Here is a 16,192-nt window from a genome sequence, read left to right on the forward strand (position 1 = left end):
GCCTCGCCGACCAGGCGCCGGCGTCAGCGCCGGCCGCCCGCGATGGCCCCGGCCACCACCGGATGCCTCAGGTAGTCGAGCACACTGTGCGGCCACAGGGGAGCAATGCTGATCTCCGGCCGTTCCTCCACCCCGTCGAAGACCCGGGCCAGCTCACCCCTCGGGACGGCCACGAAATCCCCGACGTCGGCGATGTCGACCCACTGCCGCACCCCCGGAGGCCTGGCACCCCGGCCCTCCAACGGACTGGGATCGAGACGGTGGAAGACCGCGTTCGGCAGCGCCAGCGGGGAGCCCAGGGTCAGCAGGAGCCGTACGTCGAGTTCGCCCGCCAGGTCGTGCAGGGCCTCGTAGGCGACCACGCTGCCCAGCGAATGCGCGACGACGACGTCCGGCCGGTGCCGGATCAGCGCGGCCCGCACCCGTTCGCGCACGGGCTCGCGCCCGCCGGCGAAGTACCGCGCCACCTCGGGGAAGAACAGCCTGACGCTCTTCTCCACCACCGCGGGGTTCTGCCGGGTCCGCTCGGCGACCTGCCCGCAGATCCACCGGAGCCAGCCCGTGGCCCGCCCCTGCGCCCCGCTGGGGTCGACACCCCAGACCCTCGCCCACTGCTCGACCAGCGCCAGCTCGGCGTCGGCCGGATCGCCACCCTGCTGCTCGCTGCGCAGCAGGTCGGCGTAGTAGGCCGTCTCCAGATCGAGCCCGGGGGCGGCGGGACCGATTGCGGTGAGCCAGTCAGCGCGCAGCCGGGCACTGCCGAGGTGGGGGGCGGTGTCGGCGGCCTTGTAGTTGCGGACGCCGTGGATGCCGAGGACGCGGGTCATGCGGGGGTCTCCTGTGCGTGCGTGCCGTCGCAGCCGTAGACGGCGACGGCTCCGTCGATGGTGACGAACAGCTTCTCGGGCCCGGCGAACCCGAAGTGGCCGGGCCGCCCGGGAAGCGGGATCCGCTGGACGAGACGCAGGTCGTGTGCGGCCCAGACCTTGATGACAGACGTATTCGAAGCGTGTTCCTCGACCATGAGCGCGAGCAGCTTGCTGTCCGCGGAGAAGGTGAGGGTGGATCCGGACACCACGGTCCCGCCGATCCGCACGGTCTCCGCAGGTGGGAGGGTCCCCGCACCCATGCGTAAGAGCCGGAGGAGGCCGGTGTAGGGGACGGCGGCCAATGTCTGACCGTCCGGGGAGAAGGTCAACTGGGCGATGCCCCTCATCGGCCCCGACGACGCGAGTTTGTGGCCGGTCGCCGGATCGCGCAGTTCCAGACAGGACGTGGTCCGATTGAGTATCGCGATCAGGTGACCGTCGGGCGAGCCGACGGCGCCGACGGAGTGGAATTGGGTCAGCCGGGGAACGGCCGAGCTCCGTGCGGGCGTCTGCCACAGACGTACCTGCCCAGTGGCGTTACCGCTGGCCAGCAACGAGGAATCTGAAGGGTGGAAGACCAGGGAGGTGGTGTATGCGCCTCCCGCGGTCCGATGGGTCACGGTCCGTCCCGACACCAAGTCGATCACTTCGAGGGAGTTCAGGGAGCCGACGGCCAGGACGGATCCGTCCGCCGAGAACGCCAGGCTGGCGCGGAACCCACTTCCGCCGCCTGCTGGGCCGATGAATTCGAGTGTATCGCCGGACCACAATTCGACGCCGACGTCGCTGAGCACGGCGAGCCGGCGGCCGTCAGCCGAGAAGGCGACTCCCCGTGAGCTGCCCGTGCTCAGGGAGGTCCGATGCCAGTCGGTGGTCCGCCAGACGGTCACGCCGCTCGTTCCGCTCGCGGCGAGCAGGAGCCCGTCAGGGCTGAAACACATCTTGGTGACGGACCCGGTGAACTCCAGGCGAGCCGTCTCGACCTGATGTTCGCCCGTTACGTCCCAGATGGAGACATCGAGGTCCGCGCTGCCGACCGCGAGGTGACGGCTGTCAGGAGAGAAGGCCAGGGCTCGGACCGCTCCGGTGAGACACGCCCACGGCTGCCCGACGAGCGCTCGCCGCTGGACGTCCCAAAGCTGAACATTCCTTGTCCAGCGCCTTGTTCCGAAGGCCAGCAGACGGCCATCGGGCGAGAAGGCGACATCGCTGGTGGAATCATGGCCGAGCAGAGGTCCGACGGACTGCCAGGTTGCCGTGTCCGTCACCTTGACGCCGCTGGCCGTGGCGGCCGCGAGGAGGCTCCCGTCCGGGGAGAAGGCCACACTGTGCACCATCGAGTTCCGATACTCGATGCAGCGGGCGCTGGAATCCACCTGGCCGCCCTCTGCCCAGAGCACAGTGTGGGCTTCCTCCGGCTGAAACGAGACCTCGCGAGCGATCTGAGTGAACTGCTTCTGGTATTCGGGCAGGTTCAGCCGGTGAGCGTCGAAGGCGAACACCGAAGCCCGGTCCGACGCGCCCCTCAGCTGCGAGTGCGAGGACCAGGAGGCGCTCAACAGCCGGACGTACTCCGTGGCCCGCTCCGACTGTGCCAGGTCCATCGCCCCGGGATCGTGTCGTGGATCGCAGCGGATGAGGAAATACGGATCGGTGAGGAGCGTCTCGGCGTACGCAGGGGAGTCGGCCCGGGTTACATGCCCGAGTGCATGCCGCAGCACGTACGGCTCCGCCAAATCCCAACGGTCGCCCGGTCGGCCCGCATCCGCGGTGAAGGGGCCGACGACCTCTGCCAGGAGCCTTCGCTCCAAATCGAGACTCTGGGCGGCGTCCACTGGGTCCGAGCTCACAGGATGATCGCGCAGGTAGTCCGCCAGCCCCTGATGGAAGATCCGGTAGAGAGCCACATCGCTCTCGGGGTCGACACCGGTACGCACGAACGGCGTGGCTTCCCGCAGCGTGGCGAGGAAGACCTTGTCGCTGGTGTCGTCGGCCCCCAAGGCCCTTAGGCACCGGCGCAGAGTCGTCCGCGGCATTCCGTCACCCTGCGACCTCGCGAGGACGGCGAGGACCGAGCGGAGCGAGCCGAATTCGTCCTTGCGGGCAGCGAGCACCGCCTCCATCAGGTGCGGCAGTTCCGCCGACGCCGCGAGAGTGTGCGCCCGGGCGGTGGCCTCGTCCTGTGGGGGGTTCTTCAGGGTCACCAGATAGTGGACGTACAGACCCGCGATGAGGAACGGCCCCCAGAGACCGTCCGATCGGAGCCGGCGGACGATGTTCTGCGCCCCCTGCTTCGCCAGGTAGTCGACGAAATCCGAGGGAGGACCGTAGGAATAAGGCTTGCTTGCCCTCAGCAGCCGCACGACGTAGTGGTGTACGTCGTCCTGGATCGCGGCTGGATCCGCTGTGTCCAGGTCGATCCGGTCCACGGCGATCCCCGAGGCCTCCGCAGTGTTTGACAGTTCGTCCGCCACCTCCCGTCGACCGCCCAGGAGGATCCTGCACAGCGCGTTCGGGTGCGTCTCGTCCAACTCATCGGGTGAAACGAGCCCGGACACGAGGCGCAGGACCGCCCGTGGGTCGGTGCTCTCATCCACGGCGTCGATCACGATGAGCCTATTCCTGCACTCCCGCTTGAGGGCCTCACGCAGCAGACCAGGGGTCCACTTGACGGATTCGGAGCCACTGCTGGCCTGCCTCGGGGCTTGGCCGACCGGGTCGTCCTGCTGGGCCAGGCCGAGCCCCGCCTGGTCCGCGATGGCCGTCATCACCTGCTGCGCCGAGCGCTGCCGTGCGTGGACGGCGACGACGTCCGGGACCTCCGGAAGGTCGGGCCCGGCGGGCTCCCACAGGGCCCGGACCGTGCGACGGAGGTGTGGATGGGCGGCGCACACGATGAGGCCCAACAGCCCCGACTTGCCCGCCCCGGCCGCGCCCGTGACGGTCAGCAGCGGACTGTCGCCAGCCAACCAGGCTCGGTAGTGATCCAGTTCGGCGGCCCGGCCCGAGAAGAAGCCCGTGCTGTGGTCCGTGGAGAAGAGGCCGCGGCCGGAGGCGCGGTCGATGAAGTAGAGGCCGTCGGTGATCTTCTCGCCTGCCGCGATCCGGTCGCCCAGATCCTCTCCGGGGACATAGCCCAGGGAGCGTCGCAGCAACTGGATCTGTTCCGGCGTGTTCTGCAGTGTCAGTGGGTTCGGAAGGAACGGCCACTCGCCGTCGCCCTGCTCCACGCTGAAGCCGAGGGACAGGCGCCGGGTGCTGGTGTCCGCCTTGATCTGGGCGATCAACTCCTTGACGAACCGTGTGAATCCGACCGTCTCGACGTCCGGAGCGAAGTCCCGGTACCGCAGCACGTCCAGCGCCGCGGTGATCCATCCGCTGAAGCGGCCCTGTTCCGTCGGTGAGCTGCTCACGGAAGCCCCGAGCGACCACACGCCCCGCCGGCCGTCGAGTTCGGAGACCGTCTGCCGGCCCGTCGCGGTGCCGGCCGAGCAGGTGTCGATGAGGAACACCACGCGGCGCTTCCCGCCCCCAGGCCGTTCGGCCTCCTGCTGTGCTTTCTCGATCCACCGGTCGACGTCGACGTCGCGGTCGTCGTGCGCGACGAAGGAAAGACGGCCGCTGCGGTCCGCCCGGCCGTGGCCGATCAGGTGGACGACCAGGATGTCGGCGGCGCCCGGTTCGTCGACGATCCATTTCCGCAGCAGGGCCTCGATCTCACCCTCAGGCCGGTCCAGCGAGGTTTCCCCCTCGGCGCCGAACTGCGCAAAGGCCGCCTGCACTTCCTTGACCCGCGAGCATACGAATCCGAGATCCTCCAGCTCGGAGCCTTCGTCGAAGCTTCCGACCCCGATCGACAGCACCATGAGGCCGGGTGCGCCGCGGCCATCCGTCGTCCTGCTCAACACGCCCCTCGCACAGATTGGTTGACCCCGCGCCACCACCGCGAACGGCACGGCTCACCGACGCTACCCGATCCCCGGGCCTCCCACCGCAGGGTCTCGGAGGCCCGTGATGCGGGCCAGGCGGGTGTACGAGTCCAGGAGTGCCGTGCGGTCGTACGTGGAGGTCGTGACCAGGAGTTCGTCCGCGGCGGTCAGGGCGGTGACCTCGGCGAGCTGCGCCGCGACCTGGTCCTCGGTGCCGTGGATGTGGCCGGCGAGGGCGCCCTCGTACAGTTCCCGTTCCTTCGGGGTCATCTCCAGGGCCTCGATCTCCTCCGCCGGGCGCAGCGGCGGGAAGCTGCCCCGGGTGCGGGAGTGCGCGAGGGACCAGGCCTCCGGGACCAGGATGCGGCGGGCCTCCTCCGCCGTGGCGGCGACCGCCACCGTTCCGGAGACGACCACGTACGGCTCCGCGGTGTGGGCGGAGGGGCGGAACCCCTCGCGGTACGCCGTCACGATCTCGGACACCCGGGCGCGGGACCGTAGATCGCCCACCACCAGCGGCAGCCCGGCCCGGGCGGCGATGCCGGCCCCCTCGCCGGTGGCCAGGACGTACGCCGGTATGCGCAGCCCTTCGGCGGGGCGGGCGTGCACCTCGGGGTGCGCCCGCTGGGTGCCGTCGAGCCAGCCCAGCAGCTCGGCCAGCTGCTCCTCGAAGCGGTCCGCGTCCCCGGTGTCCCGGCCCAGGGCGCGCCGGATCCCGTTGGTGAAGCCGACCGAGCGGCCGAGCCCCATGTCGATCCGGCCGGGGAAGAGCGACTCCAGCACCCCGAACTGCTCCGCGACCACCAGCGGCTGGTGGTTGGGCAGCATCACCCCGCCCGTGCCGACGCGGATCCGGTGCGTCGCGCCGGCGACGGCCGCGGCCAGCACGGCCGGCGCCGATCCGGCGACCCCGGGCACGCTGTGGTGCTCGGACACCCAGAAGCGGTGGTAGCCGAGCTCCTCGGCCGCTCGGGCCAGCTCCACGGTGTCGCGCAGGGCCTGCGGGGCCGGGTGGCCCTCGCGGGTGCGGGACCGGTCGAGTATCGAGAGTTTTCGGATCACACAGGTGTCAACGTCCGGGGGCCGACAGGATTCCCCCGGACGCGCAGTGTCCGCCGGCGTCCACCTACGCTGACCGGATGAGCGAGAAGAGCACCTCTCGGCCGCTGGCCGTCTTCGACATCGACAACACCCTGGCGGACACCGGCCATCGCCAGCACTTCCTGGAGCGGCGCCCCCGCGACTGGACCGGTTTCTTCGGCGCGGCCCCGGCCGATCCGCCGCTCGCGCGCGGGGTGGCGCTCGCGGTGGAGAGCGCGGCCGACTGCGAGGTGGTGTACCTGACCGGGCGCCCCGAGCGGTGCCGGGCCGACACGCTCGACTGGCTCGCCCGCCACGGGCTGCCCGAGGGGCGGCTGTGGATGCGCGGGAACCAGGACCGGCGGCCGGCCCGCACCACCAAGCTCGAGGTGCTGGGCCGGATCGCGCGCGGCCGGGAGGTGCGCATGCTCGTGGACGACGACGAACTCGTCTGCCAGGCGGCACGGGCCGCCGGTTTCCGGGTGGTGCGGGCCGACTGGGCGGCGGACGCGCCGGAGCTCGAATCCGCGCAGGAGGTCGAGGGCCGGACCTGATCCGACCGGGCCGCCGGCTCACGTACGGGAGGGGCGGGGCTCAGTCCTCGCCGTCGAGGCGGAAGCCGACCTTGAGGCCCACCTGGTAATGGGCGATCTCCCCGTTCTCGATGTGGCCGCGTACCTGGACCACCTCGAACCAGTCCAGGTTCCGCACGGTCTGGCCCGCCCTGGCGATCCCGTTGCGGATGGCCTGATCGATGCCCTCGTGGGAGGTGCCGACGATCTCGGTCACCCGGTACGTGTGATTGGACATGGGGTCTCCCGACAGTGGGTGGCTTTTGCCTGGTTCTACGGTGCCCCAGTAAGTCCGGCTCCGCGAACTTTGCGCGAACAATCCAGAGCGAAAGGCCCTTGACCGGCCTATTGGTCTATGCCAATTTCGAGCCATCTGAGATCGAGCCCCCAGAAGGTGACCCTCTTGAAGATGCGCTTCCCAGCCCTGTGCACCGCCCTCGCGGCCGCGATCGCCCTCACGGGCTGCAGCCAGTTGGCCGATTCGGCCTCAGGACCGCAGAAGGTGACGCTCTGGCTGATGAAGGGCAGCGCCTCGCAGGACTTCATCGACACGTTCACCTCGTCGTTCGAGCACGAACACCCCGGCGTCGACCTGGACGTCAGGATCCAGGAGTGGACGGGCATCGGCGACAAGGTGAACGCCGTGCTCGACGGCACGAGCAAGGAGCCCGCCGACGTCATCGAGGTCGGCAACACCCAGGTGGCCCAGTACATCGAGAAGGGCGGCCTCTCCGAGCTCACCCTCGAAGGCCTGCGCGAGTGGGGCAGCAAGGACTGGCTCAAGGGCCTCGCCGACCCGGGCAGCGTCAACGGCGCCCAGTACGGCGTCCCGTGGTACGCCGCCAACCGGGTGGTCATCTACCAGAAGGACCTCTTCGCGAACGCCGGGATCAAGACCCCGCCCAAGAACCGCCAGGAGTGGATCCAGGCCACCCAGAAGCTCGACAAGGGCGACCAGCAGGGCATCTACCTCGCGGGCCAGAACTGGTACGTCCTCGCCGGCTTCATCTGGGACGAGGGCGGCGAACTCGCCGTCGAGACCGGCGGCAAGTGGGTCGGCACCCTCGACGACGAGAAGGCCCTGGCCGGCATGGACTTCTACCGCCAGCTCCAGGCCCTCGGCGACGGCCCCAAGGACGCCGACGAGGAGACGCCCCCGCAGTCGCAGGTCTTCGCGCGCGGCCGGACAGCGCAGATCATCGCCCCGCCCGGCCAGGCGGCCGAGATCGAGGCGGCCAACCCCGCCCTGAAGGGCAAGCTGGGCTTCTTCCCGATCCCCGGCAAGACCTCCGACAAGGCGGGAGCAGTCTTCACCGGCGGCTCCGACCTGATCATCCCGGAGCGGACCGGGCAGCGGAAGCACGCCGTCGACGTGATCACGGCCCTGGTCAGCGAGAAGTGGCAGACCGAACTCGCCCGCACGATGAGCTACGTACCGAACAAGACCACCCTCGCGCACGTGGTCGAGGGCAACGAGGGCGCCGCCAACATGGCCCCCGGCGCCGCCCAGGGCCGGGCCACCCCCACCTCCGCCCGCTGGGCCGAGGTCGAGGCGAAGAACCCGATCAAGCCCTTCATGACGGCCGTCCTCACCGGCCGGGACCCCAAGCAGGCGGCCCGGGCGGCCTCCGAGGAGATCGGCAAGGTGCTCAGCTCCGACCGCTGAGCCGGGCCACCGGCGAGCCCACCCCGAGCCCACCCCGTGCCCACGCCGAATGCACCGCCACGTTCACGGCAGGGTCCACCGCCGCGTTCACCGCCAAGTTCAGCGTCCGCACATCCAAGGGCCGCTGAGCGGTCATGTCGAATCCAGCCGGTCACGGAAGAAGTAAAGGAGCCAGGCCACGCACCTGCCGGCCTGGCCCTCCGCGCCCGGATCAGGAGCCGCCATGACCATCGCACCCCTGTCCCCGTCCCCCCTGACGCCCCCCTCCCCCCTCACCGTCCCCACCGGTCCCGCCCCCCTCACGCCCACCGTGCCCCGGGGCGCCGCGCCGGCGGCCGGCCCCCACTACGCCGTACGCCTCGCCCGCGACGAGTCCGAGGTGCGCGCCGCCCAGCGCCTGCGCCACCAGGTCTTCGCCGGCGAGCTCGGCGCCCGCCTGGACGGGCCCGAGCCCGGCCTCGACTCCGACGCCTTCGACGCGTACTGCGACCACCTCCTCGTCATCGAGGAGGAGACCGAGCAGGTCGTCGGCACCTACCGGCTGCTGCCCCCGGAGCGCGCCGCCGTCGCCGGCCGCCTCTACTCCGAGGGCGAATTCGACCTCTCCGCCCTCGCCCCCATCCGCCCCGACCTGGTCGAGGTCGGCCGCTCCTGCGTCCACCCCGACCACCGCAACGGCGCCGTCATCGCCCTCATCTGGGCCGGCCTCGCCCACTACATGGACCGCACCGGGCACAACTGGCTCGCCGGGTGCTGCTCGATACCGCTCGCCGACGGCGGGGTCCTGGCCGCCGCCACCCGCGAGGCCGCCCTGACCCGCAGCCTCGCTCCCGAGGAGTACCGGGTCACCCCGCACCTCCCCTGGAACCCCGAGGGCATCACCTTCCCCGACCGCATGGAGCTGCCCCCGCTGCTGCGCGGCTACCTGCGCCTGGGCGCCTGGGTCTGCGGCGAACCCGCCCTCGACGCCGAGTTCGGCTGCGCCGACCTGTACGTGCTGCTCTCGCTGCGCCGCACCAACCCGCGCTACCTGAAGCACTTCCGCTCGCTCGTCCCGGGCGCATGAGCGTCTGGCTTCCCACCTCGCCCTGCACCCCCGAGGCCTGTGCGGGCCACGAGGGGAGCACGGCGAGCATCCCGCGGGCGGTGCTCCGGCTCACCGCCGCCGTCGCCCTGATCCTGCTGGGGATCCTGGGCGCCCCGCCGGTCCGGCTGCTGCCGGCCGGCCCCCGGCACACGGTCGTACGAGCCTGGTCGGCCGCCCTGGTACGGGCCTTCGGCATACGGATCACCGTGCACGGCAGCCCCGGCCCGGGAGGCGGCCGCCTCCTCGTCCCCAACCACATCTCCTGGCTCGACATCCCGCTCGTCGCCGCCGCCGTGCCCTGCCGGATGCTGGCCAAGAGCGACATCCTCGACTGGCCGGTCCTCGGCCGCCTCGCCGGGGGCGCCGGGACCCTGTTCATCGAGCGCGACAAGATCCGCGCCCTGCCCGCCACCGTCGAGACCGTCACCGGCGCGCTGCTGGCCGGCGACCGGGTCACCGTCTTCCCCGAGGGCTCCACGTGGTGCGGCCGCGCCCAGGGGACCTTCCGCCGGGCCGCCTTCCAGTCGGCACTGGACGCGCGGGTCCCCGTACAGCCCGTGCGGCTCGCCTACCTGCACTGCGACGGGACCCCGGCCGGGGCGCCCGCCTTCGTCGGGGACGACCCGCTGACCGCCTCGCTGTGGCGGATCGCCCGGGCCCGGGGCGTACGGGCCGAGGTCAGGCTGCTGCCGCGGATCCCGCCGGGCCGGTACGCGCACCGGCGGGACCTCGCGGCAGCAGCTCAGCAGGCCGTGCTCGGAGCCTCAGCCCCGACCCTGCTCCCCGGCATACCGGCTCAGCCGGTCGCGCCGTCGGCGACCGACAAGGACAGCGCGAACCGGCCCGCCGCGTCCGTCCACCACTGGGTCAGCTCCAGTCCCGCCGCCGCCAACTCCTTCCGTACGCCCTCCTGACGGAACTTCGCCGAGACCTCCGTCAGGATCTCCTCGCCCGCCGCGAACGGCACCACGAGATCCAGCGCCCGGATCTTCACCACCAGTTCCGCCCGGGCCCGCAGCCGCATCTCGATCCACTCCTGCTCCCTGTTCCACACCGCCACGTGCGCGAAGTCGGCGGTGTGGAAGTCCGCGTCCAGCTCCCGGTTGATGACCGCCAGCACGTTCTTGTTGAACTCGGCCGTCACCCCCCGCGCGTCGTCGTACGCCGACACCAGCACGGCCTCGTCCTTCACCAGGTCCGTGCCCATGAGCAGCGCGTCCCCGGGCGACAGCATCGCCCGTACGGACGCCAGGAACACCGCACGCTCCGGCGGCAGCAGGTTCCCGATCGTGCCGCCCAGGAACACCACCAGCCGGGGCCCGGGGGAGTCCGGCAGCTGCAGCGCACGCGTGAAGTCGGCCAGCAGCGCGTGCACCCGCAGCCCCGGATGCTCCGCGAGCAGCGTCTCGGCAGCCCCCCGCAAGGCGCTCTCGCTCACGTCCACCGGTACGTAGGTGTCCAGCGCGGGCATCGCCTCGATCAGGTGCCGGGTCTTCTCCGAGGAGCCCGAACCCAGCTCCACCAGGGTGCGGGCGCCGCTCTCGGAGGCGATCTCCCGGGCCCGCTCCAGCAGGATCTCCCGCTCCGCGCGGGTCGGGTAGTACTCGGGCAGCCGGGTGATCTCCTCGAAGAGCTCACTGCCCCGCGCGTCGTAGAACCACTTGGGCGGCAGCACCTTGGGGAGGTGGGTGAGCCCGTGCAGCACGTCCGTGCGCAGCGCGGTCTCCGCCGCGTGCTCGTCGAGGGTCCGGGTCAACTGGAAGTTGGTCACGGGGAGTTCTCCTTGAGCGGGGTCAGTTCGACCCGCGTGCGGGTGGCGGTCAGCAGGGTCCGGTCGGGCACTTCGCACCACCGGGGGTCGTCGTCGTACGGCTCGGAGGCCACCACGGTGCGCCCGGCGCCCGCGTCGGCCAGGTACCAGAGCGAATCCCCCCGTGCCGTGGCGGCGATCGCGGCACCGTCCGTCACCAGCAGGTTCAGCCGCGAGCCGGGGGCCGCCGTGGCCAGCTCCCGGACCGGCTCGGCGAGGGCCGTGCCCAGGTCGTCCCCGGCCCGCAGCCGGTGCAGGACGAGCGCCCAGACCAGCGCCGAATCCGTGCGCGCGGCCAGCCGGAGCAGGTACTCGGGCGGCAGCCCGGCCGCGAGCGGGGCCGCCGCGTCCGGCCAGCCCCGTATCGCGCCGTTGTGGCTGAACAGCCACGGCCCGTCCGAGAACGGCGCGGCCGCCGCCTCCCCGTCGGCCCCGGGCAGCGTGGCGTCCCGTACGGCGGCCAGCACGGCCCCGCTGCGCACCACCCGGGTGAGATCGGTGAAGGTCAGGTCGGACCAGATGGGCCCGGACCGCCGGTAGCGGGCGGGCACCGGGTCGCCCTCCGCGTACCAGCCGATGCCGAAGCCGTCGGCGTTGACCGTGCCGGAGCGTTGCCGGCGCGGCTCCCAGGACTGGCGGACCAGCGAGTGCTCCGGCTCGCTCAGCAGCCGTCGGAGCTCCACCTCCGGGCCCAGATAGGCGAGATGACGGCACATCAGACGTCCCTCGCGGTTCGGAAGCCGGAGAAGATCTGCCGTCGCACCGGAAGGTCCCAGTTGCGGAAGGTGCCCCGGCAGGCCACCGGGTCCACCGCGAAGGAACCGCCCCGCAGCACCTTGTGCTCCGGGCCGAAGAACACCTCCGAGTACTCCCGGTACGGGAAGGCCCGGAACCCGGGGTAGGGCAGGAAGTCGGAGGCGGTCCACTCCCACACGTCGCCGATCAGCTGGCGCACCCCGAGCGGGGAGGCCCCGGCCGGGTAGCTGCCCGCACGGGCCGGGCGCAGGTGGCGCTGGCCCAGATTGGCCAGGGCCGGGGTCGGGTCCGCGTCGCCCCACGGATAGCGGGCCGAGCGGCCGGTCCCCGGATCGAAGCGGGCCGCCTTCTCCCACTCCGTCTCCGTCGGCAGCCGCCGCCCCGCCCAGCGGGCGTAGGCGTCCGCCTCGTACCAGCTGACGTGCAGCACCGGCTCGTCCTCGGGCACCGGCTCGGTCACCCCGAACCGGCGGCGCAGCCACTGGCCCGCCTCCCGGTGCCAGAACAGCGGGGCCCCTATGGAGTGTTCGCGGATCTGCTGCCAGCCCGGCGCCGCCCACCAGCGGGGCTCGCGGTAACCGCCGTCCGCGATGAAGGCCAGGTAGGCGGCGTTGGTCACCGGCACCGTGTCGATCCAGAAGGGCGCGACGTCCCGGACGTGCGCGGGCCGCTCGTTGTCCAGCGACCACGGCTCGGCGGAAGTGCCCATGGTGAACGGGCCCCCGGGGACGAGGACTTCGGCGGCGAGCGGCGGATCGTACGGGGCGTCCGGATCCGGCGCGGTCAGCACGGGTGCGCCCGTCCGCAACTGGTGGGTGATCAGCATCGTTTCGTCGTGCTGCTGTTCGTGCTGGGCGATCATCCCGAAGGCGAAGCCGTCGTCGAGGAGCGCACTGCCCTCCAGCGGGGTGCGCTCCAGCAGGTCGAAGACCCGGCCGCGCACTTCGGACGCGTACCGGCGGGCCTCCTCGGGCCCGAGCAGCGGCAGTTTGGGCCGCTCGGCCCGGGGATGCTCGAAGGCGTCGTAGAGCGGGTTGATCTCGGGGCGCATGGACTCGCGGCCGGCGACGTTGCGCAGCAGCCAGAGTTCCTCCTGGTTCCCGATGTGCGCGAGGTCCCAGACGAGCGGGGACATCAGCGGCGAGTGCTGGGCGGTCAGGTCCGCGTCGCTCACGGCGTCGGTGAGCCCGGCCGTCCGCACGCGCGCGGCGGTCAGGGCGGCTGCCGCCCGCTCCCGCAGGTCTTCCCGGGACGGGTGGAACGTGGTCATCGTCGGGCCTCCTTCCCGGTGAGCAGGGGGGACGGGTCGTCGGACGGGCAGCGGCCGCGCAGCACGAAGCGCTCGTTGAACGCGCCGACCGTCTCCTGTACGTGCTCGCTCGCGCCGAGCCGGGGCAGCGCCTCGGCCGCGGCCAGGAAACAGGCCGTCGCGGCCGTCCGCAGCTCCGGATCGGCCAGGCCGTGCCGGGCGGCGGACCGCCACAGCGGATTGCGCGGCGAGGGCCGCGGGCCGTGCGCGTCGGACAGCGCCTTCGTCGCCCGGTACGCGGTCTCGGCCGCCTCCGGATCGTCGAACAGCGCGTGCACGACCGCCAGCGGGACGAGCCAGCCGTCGTCGCCGGGCTGCGCGTCGATCATCCGCAGCTCCATGTGGCCGCGCGGCCGCACCGGTGGGAACAGCGTGGTGAGGTGGTACTCCAGGTCCTCGGCGGTGGGCGCCCGCAGCGCGGGCCGGCCCGCGGGACCGGAGCGCTCCGGCCGCTCGGGGGCGCCGCCCGCGCGCAGCCAGTCGCGGAAGGTCGTGCCGCGCGGGATCTCCCACGCCTCGCCCTCGTACGAGCGGACGCACATCACCTCGGTGTCCAGCGCCTGCCGCGTCCACGCGGCCCGCGGCTCCGCGTCCAGCGGTGGCGCGAGGGCGCGCCGGCTGTCGATGTCGCCCCAGACGCCCTGACGGGCGCAGCGCCAGCCGGCGTACGGGCCGTCGTCCGCGGGGGAGTTGGCGAAGGCGGCCACGAGGACCGCGCCCAGCAGGTGGGCGAGGCGCCAGCGCCGGCCGTGACCGAGCACGCCCGGCTCCTCGTACCCGGCGTCCACGCAGACCTGCACGGAGGCGGAGGCGCACATCATCACGCGCCCGGCCGGGCCGGTGCGGTCGAAGTAGGCCTCCATCGCGTCGTAGCGCGGGCTGTTCAGCAGCCGGCGGTACGGGCGCCGCGGATCGCGGCCGAGGCCGCGCAGCACCAGCCCGCGGGCCAGGAGGGCGGCGCGCACGGCGGTGAGGTCGGCCTGCAGGCTGTCCACGCATCCGCTGAGGGAGGCGGCGGGGGCCGAGCTGAGTTCGAGCTGGCCGCCGGGTTCGACGGTCAGCCGCGAGTTCAGGGGCAGCGCGCGGGCGGCGGCGTGCGCGGCCCGCAGCCGCTCGGGGGGCAGGGGTAGTTCGGGCCGTTCGGCATCCAGGACCAGCCATTCGAGCTCGGCGCCGATGAGGCGGGGCGGGCCGGTCTTGAAACAGATGCCGTGGATCAGCTCCTCCGCCTGGGTCTCGCTGAGGGAGGCGTTGGGGGGTGTGGCGGGCGCGTGTGGGGGAGTGGGTGAGTCCTGGGTCATACCGGGTCCTCGTCTCCTGTCGTCGGCCGTGACATCACCCGTGCCTACCCCTCCCTGGGGCACAAATTCCTTTGCCGCCGGTGGCCGGGGTGCAGAGGATGGCGGCGTGAGCAGCAGATTGCGCGAGATCGCGCGGGAGAACGCGGAGATCCTGGCGGCCGGTGGCTACCGGACGCGGTCGGGACGGCAGGTCTCCCTGGCCGCCGCCCTGGCGGAGACCAAGGCAGGAACCAGGATATATGGACCAAACCGGGTCGTTCCAGGCGGAGGGGTCGTCCGAGGGAGCGAACCGACGGCCGTCGAGGTCACGGGTGAGAGCACCACGGTCGCGGCCCGCAGGCTCGCGACGGGCGGCCCGGCCGCCGCGGAGCGCCCGGACGCGGCCCCGGTGGCGGCCCTGAACTTCGCCTCGGCCCGCAATCCCGGGGGCGGATACGTCCGCGGGGCGAAGGCCCAGGAGGAGGCGCTGTGCCGCGCCTCGGCCCTGTACGAGACCTTGCTGGAGGCCCCGGAGTACTACGAGGTCCACCGCGCGGAGCGCAGCACCTTCTACACCGACCGGGTGATTCACTCGCCCGGGGTGCCCGTTTTCCGCGATGACCGGGGCGATCTCCTGGAGACCCCGTTCCGGGTCGGTTTCCTGACCTCTCCCGCCCCGAACGCGGGCACGATCCGGCGGCAGGAGCCGCAGCGGGTGGCCGAGATCCCGCGGGCGCTGGTCCGGCGGGCGGAGCTCGTACTGGAAGTGGCCGCGCTGCACGGCTACCGGCGGCTGGTGCTGGGGGCGTGGGGCTGCGGGGTGTTCCAGAACGACCCGGCGGAGGTGGCCGAGGCCTTCCGGGGGCTGCTGGCGGGCCGCTTCGCGGGAGTGTTCGAACGGGTGGTGTTCGGGGTGCTGGACCGCAAGCCCGAGACGCGGGAGGCGTTCGAGCGGGCCTTCGCGGGCTTCGGGGCCTGAGGGCGGGGGCGGGGCGGGACGGGGCCGGCGCGGGCTCGGCCGGGCCGGCGGCGGGGGCCCGTACGACGGCGGCCGTCCGGCCCGGCCGCCCCCGATGCGGAGCCCGCCCCCGATGTGGAGGCCGCCCCCGATGCGGAGGCCGCCCTATGCGGATCCCGTCTCTGCGCGGAGCCCGTGCCCATGCGGATCCCGTCTCTGCGCGGAGCCCGCGCCTACGCGGAGCCCGCGCCTACGCGGAGCCCGCGCCTACGCGGAGCCCGCGCCTACGCGGAGCCCGCGCCTACGCGGAGCCCGCGCCTACGCTGCGCCCGGCCCTGCGCTGCGCCCGGCCCTGTCCTACGTCCAGCCGTAGCGCTCGCGCAGCCGGTCGACGACCAGCCCGAAGCGTCCCCGGTCCAGCGCGCAGACCTCGCGCCGCATGCCCGACTCGTGCACCCGCAGGACCCGGTCGACGTCCACCCAGGACTCGCGGCCGGCGCCGTCCCACGGTCCGGTCCCGATCGGCACCCACTCCCGGTCGTGGTCGTGCCGCTTGCTGGAGAGCTGTACGGCGAGCAACGTCCGCCCGCCCGCCTCCCGCGCGACGACCAGCACCGGGCGGTCCTTCCCGCGGCCGTCGTTCTCCTCGTACGGGACCCAGGTCCACACGATCTCACCGGGATCGGGGTCCCCGTCGGGGTCGGGCGCGTACTCGGTGCGTACGGGGCCGATGGCGCGGGGGTCGGCCTCGGAGGTCGCGGTGTCCCCGTCGCGGCCGGGCTGGTCGGTGTAGCCGTTGCCGTGATGCGAAAGTGCCGTCATCCCGCCGAGGTTACCGGGCCCGGACCCGTGACCCGGGTGTGGCGGGTCGGGCGG

At 72.5% G+C, this 16,192-nt stretch carries 14 protein-coding genes; 5 read left to right on the forward strand and 9 right to left on the reverse strand.

Going from position 1 to position 16,192, the window contains the following annotated elements; genetic code table 11:
* Positions 1-23: 23 nt before the first annotated feature.
* The 3 genes from AB0D29_RS09740 to AB0D29_RS09750 are packed head-to-tail and all read right to left on the reverse strand — an operon-like array spanning position 24 to position 5,860.
* Positions 24-827, reverse strand: a complete 804-nt coding sequence (locus AB0D29_RS09740) for a serine peptidase (RefSeq protein ID WP_362852997.1) — start codon at positions 825-827, stop codon at positions 24-26.
* Entirely contained in the window at positions 824-4,825 is a 4,002-nt protein-coding gene (locus AB0D29_RS09745; protein ID WP_362852998.1) for an AAA family ATPase, read from the reverse strand. Before AB0D29_RS09745 ends, AB0D29_RS09740 begins: the two co-directional genes overlap by 4 nt.
* A gap of 12 nt (positions 4,826-4,837) precedes the next feature.
* On the reverse strand, positions 4,838-5,860 hold the full coding sequence (locus AB0D29_RS09750) for an MsnO8 family LLM class oxidoreductase (RefSeq protein ID WP_362852999.1): 1,023 nt from the start codon (positions 5,858-5,860) through the stop codon (positions 4,838-4,840).
* Between the two features lie 77 nt (positions 5,861-5,937).
* On the opposite strand from AB0D29_RS09750, the gene AB0D29_RS09755 reads away from it, so the two are divergent.
* Positions 5,938-6,432: a hypothetical protein gene (locus AB0D29_RS09755; RefSeq protein ID WP_351292959.1), complete on the forward strand. Its 495-nt coding sequence runs from the start codon at positions 5,938-5,940 to the stop codon at positions 6,430-6,432.
* 40 nt (positions 6,433-6,472) lie between these two features.
* Here the strand turns inward: AB0D29_RS09755 and AB0D29_RS09760 are convergent, their stop codons facing one another.
* Positions 6,473-6,688 (reverse strand): dodecin, encoded by a 216-nt coding sequence (locus AB0D29_RS09760; protein WP_030012846.1) that lies wholly within the window; start codon positions 6,686-6,688, stop codon positions 6,473-6,475.
* 171 nt (positions 6,689-6,859) lie between these two features.
* Here AB0D29_RS09760 and AB0D29_RS09765 point away from each other — a divergent pair, with 171 nt between their 5' ends.
* The 3 genes from AB0D29_RS09765 to AB0D29_RS09775 all read left to right on the forward strand — a co-directional run bounded on the left by AB0D29_RS09765 (position 6,860) and on the right by AB0D29_RS09775 (position 10,117).
* Entirely contained in the window at positions 6,860-8,116 is a 1,257-nt protein-coding gene (locus AB0D29_RS09765) for an extracellular solute-binding protein (protein WP_362853000.1), read from the forward strand.
* A 223-nt stretch (positions 8,117-8,339) separates the two neighbouring features.
* Positions 8,340-9,182: a GNAT family N-acyltransferase gene (locus AB0D29_RS09770; RefSeq protein ID WP_362853001.1), complete on the forward strand. Its 843-nt coding sequence runs from the start codon at positions 8,340-8,342 to the stop codon at positions 9,180-9,182.
* Positions 9,179-10,117, forward strand: coding sequence for a lysophospholipid acyltransferase family protein (locus tag AB0D29_RS09775; RefSeq protein ID WP_362853002.1), 939 nt, complete (start codon positions 9,179-9,181; stop codon positions 10,115-10,117). Before AB0D29_RS09770 ends, AB0D29_RS09775 begins: the two co-directional genes overlap by 4 nt.
* On the opposite strand, the gene egtD is transcribed toward AB0D29_RS09775, so the two are convergent.
* From egtD to egtA, 4 genes are read right to left on the reverse strand one after another with little or no spacing between them, the layout of a single operon-like run.
* A complete protein-coding gene (gene egtD, locus AB0D29_RS09780) occupies positions 10,000-10,974 on the reverse strand; it encodes an L-histidine N(alpha)-methyltransferase (protein ID WP_362853003.1) in 975 nt (324 codons plus the stop codon). The genes AB0D29_RS09775 and egtD overlap by 118 nt on opposite strands.
* Positions 10,971-11,729, reverse strand: a complete 759-nt coding sequence (gene egtC, locus AB0D29_RS09785; protein ID WP_362853004.1) for an ergothioneine biosynthesis protein EgtC — start codon at positions 11,727-11,729, stop codon at positions 10,971-10,973. Before egtC ends, egtD begins: the two co-directional genes overlap by 4 nt.
* Positions 11,729-13,039, reverse strand: a complete 1,311-nt coding sequence (gene egtB / locus AB0D29_RS09790) for an ergothioneine biosynthesis protein EgtB (protein ID WP_362853005.1) — start codon at positions 13,037-13,039, stop codon at positions 11,729-11,731. The genes egtC and egtB overlap by 1 nt, the downstream gene beginning before the upstream one ends.
* The gene (gene egtA, locus AB0D29_RS09795) at positions 13,036-14,379 is read right to left on the reverse strand and encodes an ergothioneine biosynthesis glutamate--cysteine ligase EgtA (RefSeq protein WP_362853006.1); all 1,344 of its coding nucleotides are present in this window, start codon (positions 14,377-14,379) and stop codon (positions 13,036-13,038) included. Before egtA ends, egtB begins: the two co-directional genes overlap by 4 nt.
* A 106-nt stretch (positions 14,380-14,485) precedes the next feature.
* On the opposite strand from egtA, the gene AB0D29_RS09800 reads away from it, so the two are divergent.
* On the forward strand, positions 14,486-15,337 hold the full coding sequence (locus AB0D29_RS09800; protein WP_362853007.1) for a TIGR02452 family protein: 852 nt from the start codon (positions 14,486-14,488) through the stop codon (positions 15,335-15,337).
* 336 nt (positions 15,338-15,673) lie between these two features.
* On the opposite strand, the gene AB0D29_RS09805 is transcribed toward AB0D29_RS09800, so the two are convergent.
* Positions 15,674-16,138, reverse strand: a complete 465-nt coding sequence (locus tag AB0D29_RS09805) for a type II toxin-antitoxin system PemK/MazF family toxin (protein WP_362853008.1) — start codon at positions 16,136-16,138, stop codon at positions 15,674-15,676.
* Between the last annotated feature and the right edge of the window lie 54 nt (positions 16,139-16,192).

The sequence above is a fragment of the Streptomyces sp. NPDC048424 genome (assembly GCF_040651555.1).
Taxonomy (GTDB): Bacteria; Actinomycetota; Actinomycetes; order Streptomycetales; family Streptomycetaceae; genus Streptomyces.

Bases quoted from the DNA above. Each gene is read 5' to 3' on its own strand.
- AB0D29_RS09740 (WP_362852997.1), bottom strand. From the start codon at position 827: ATGACCCGCGTCCTCGGCATCCACGGCGTCCGCAACTACAAGGCCGCC.
- AB0D29_RS09755 (WP_351292959.1), top strand. From the start codon at position 5,938: ATGAGCGAGAAGAGCACCTCTCGGCCGCTGGCCGTCTTCGACATCGAC.
- AB0D29_RS09760 (WP_030012846.1), bottom strand. From the start codon at position 6,688: ATGTCCAATCACACGTACCGGGTGACCGAGATCGTCGGCACCTCCCAC.
- AB0D29_RS09765 (WP_362853000.1), top strand. From the start codon at position 6,860: ATGCGCTTCCCAGCCCTGTGCACCGCCCTCGCGGCCGCGATCGCCCTC.
- AB0D29_RS09770 (WP_362853001.1), top strand. From the start codon at position 8,340: ATGACCATCGCACCCCTGTCCCCGTCCCCCCTGACGCCCCCCTCCCCC.
- AB0D29_RS09775 (WP_362853002.1), top strand. From the start codon at position 9,179: ATGAGCGTCTGGCTTCCCACCTCGCCCTGCACCCCCGAGGCCTGTGCG.
- egtC (WP_362853004.1), bottom strand. From the start codon at position 11,729: ATGTGCCGTCATCTCGCCTATCTGGGCCCGGAGGTGGAGCTCCGACGG.
- egtB (WP_362853005.1), bottom strand. From the start codon at position 13,039: ATGACCACGTTCCACCCGTCCCGGGAAGACCTGCGGGAGCGGGCGGCA.
- egtA (WP_362853006.1), bottom strand. From the start codon at position 14,379: ATGACCCAGGACTCACCCACTCCCCCACACGCGCCCGCCACACCCCCC.
- AB0D29_RS09805 (WP_362853008.1), bottom strand. From the start codon at position 16,138: ATGACGGCACTTTCGCATCACGGCAACGGCTACACCGACCAGCCCGGC.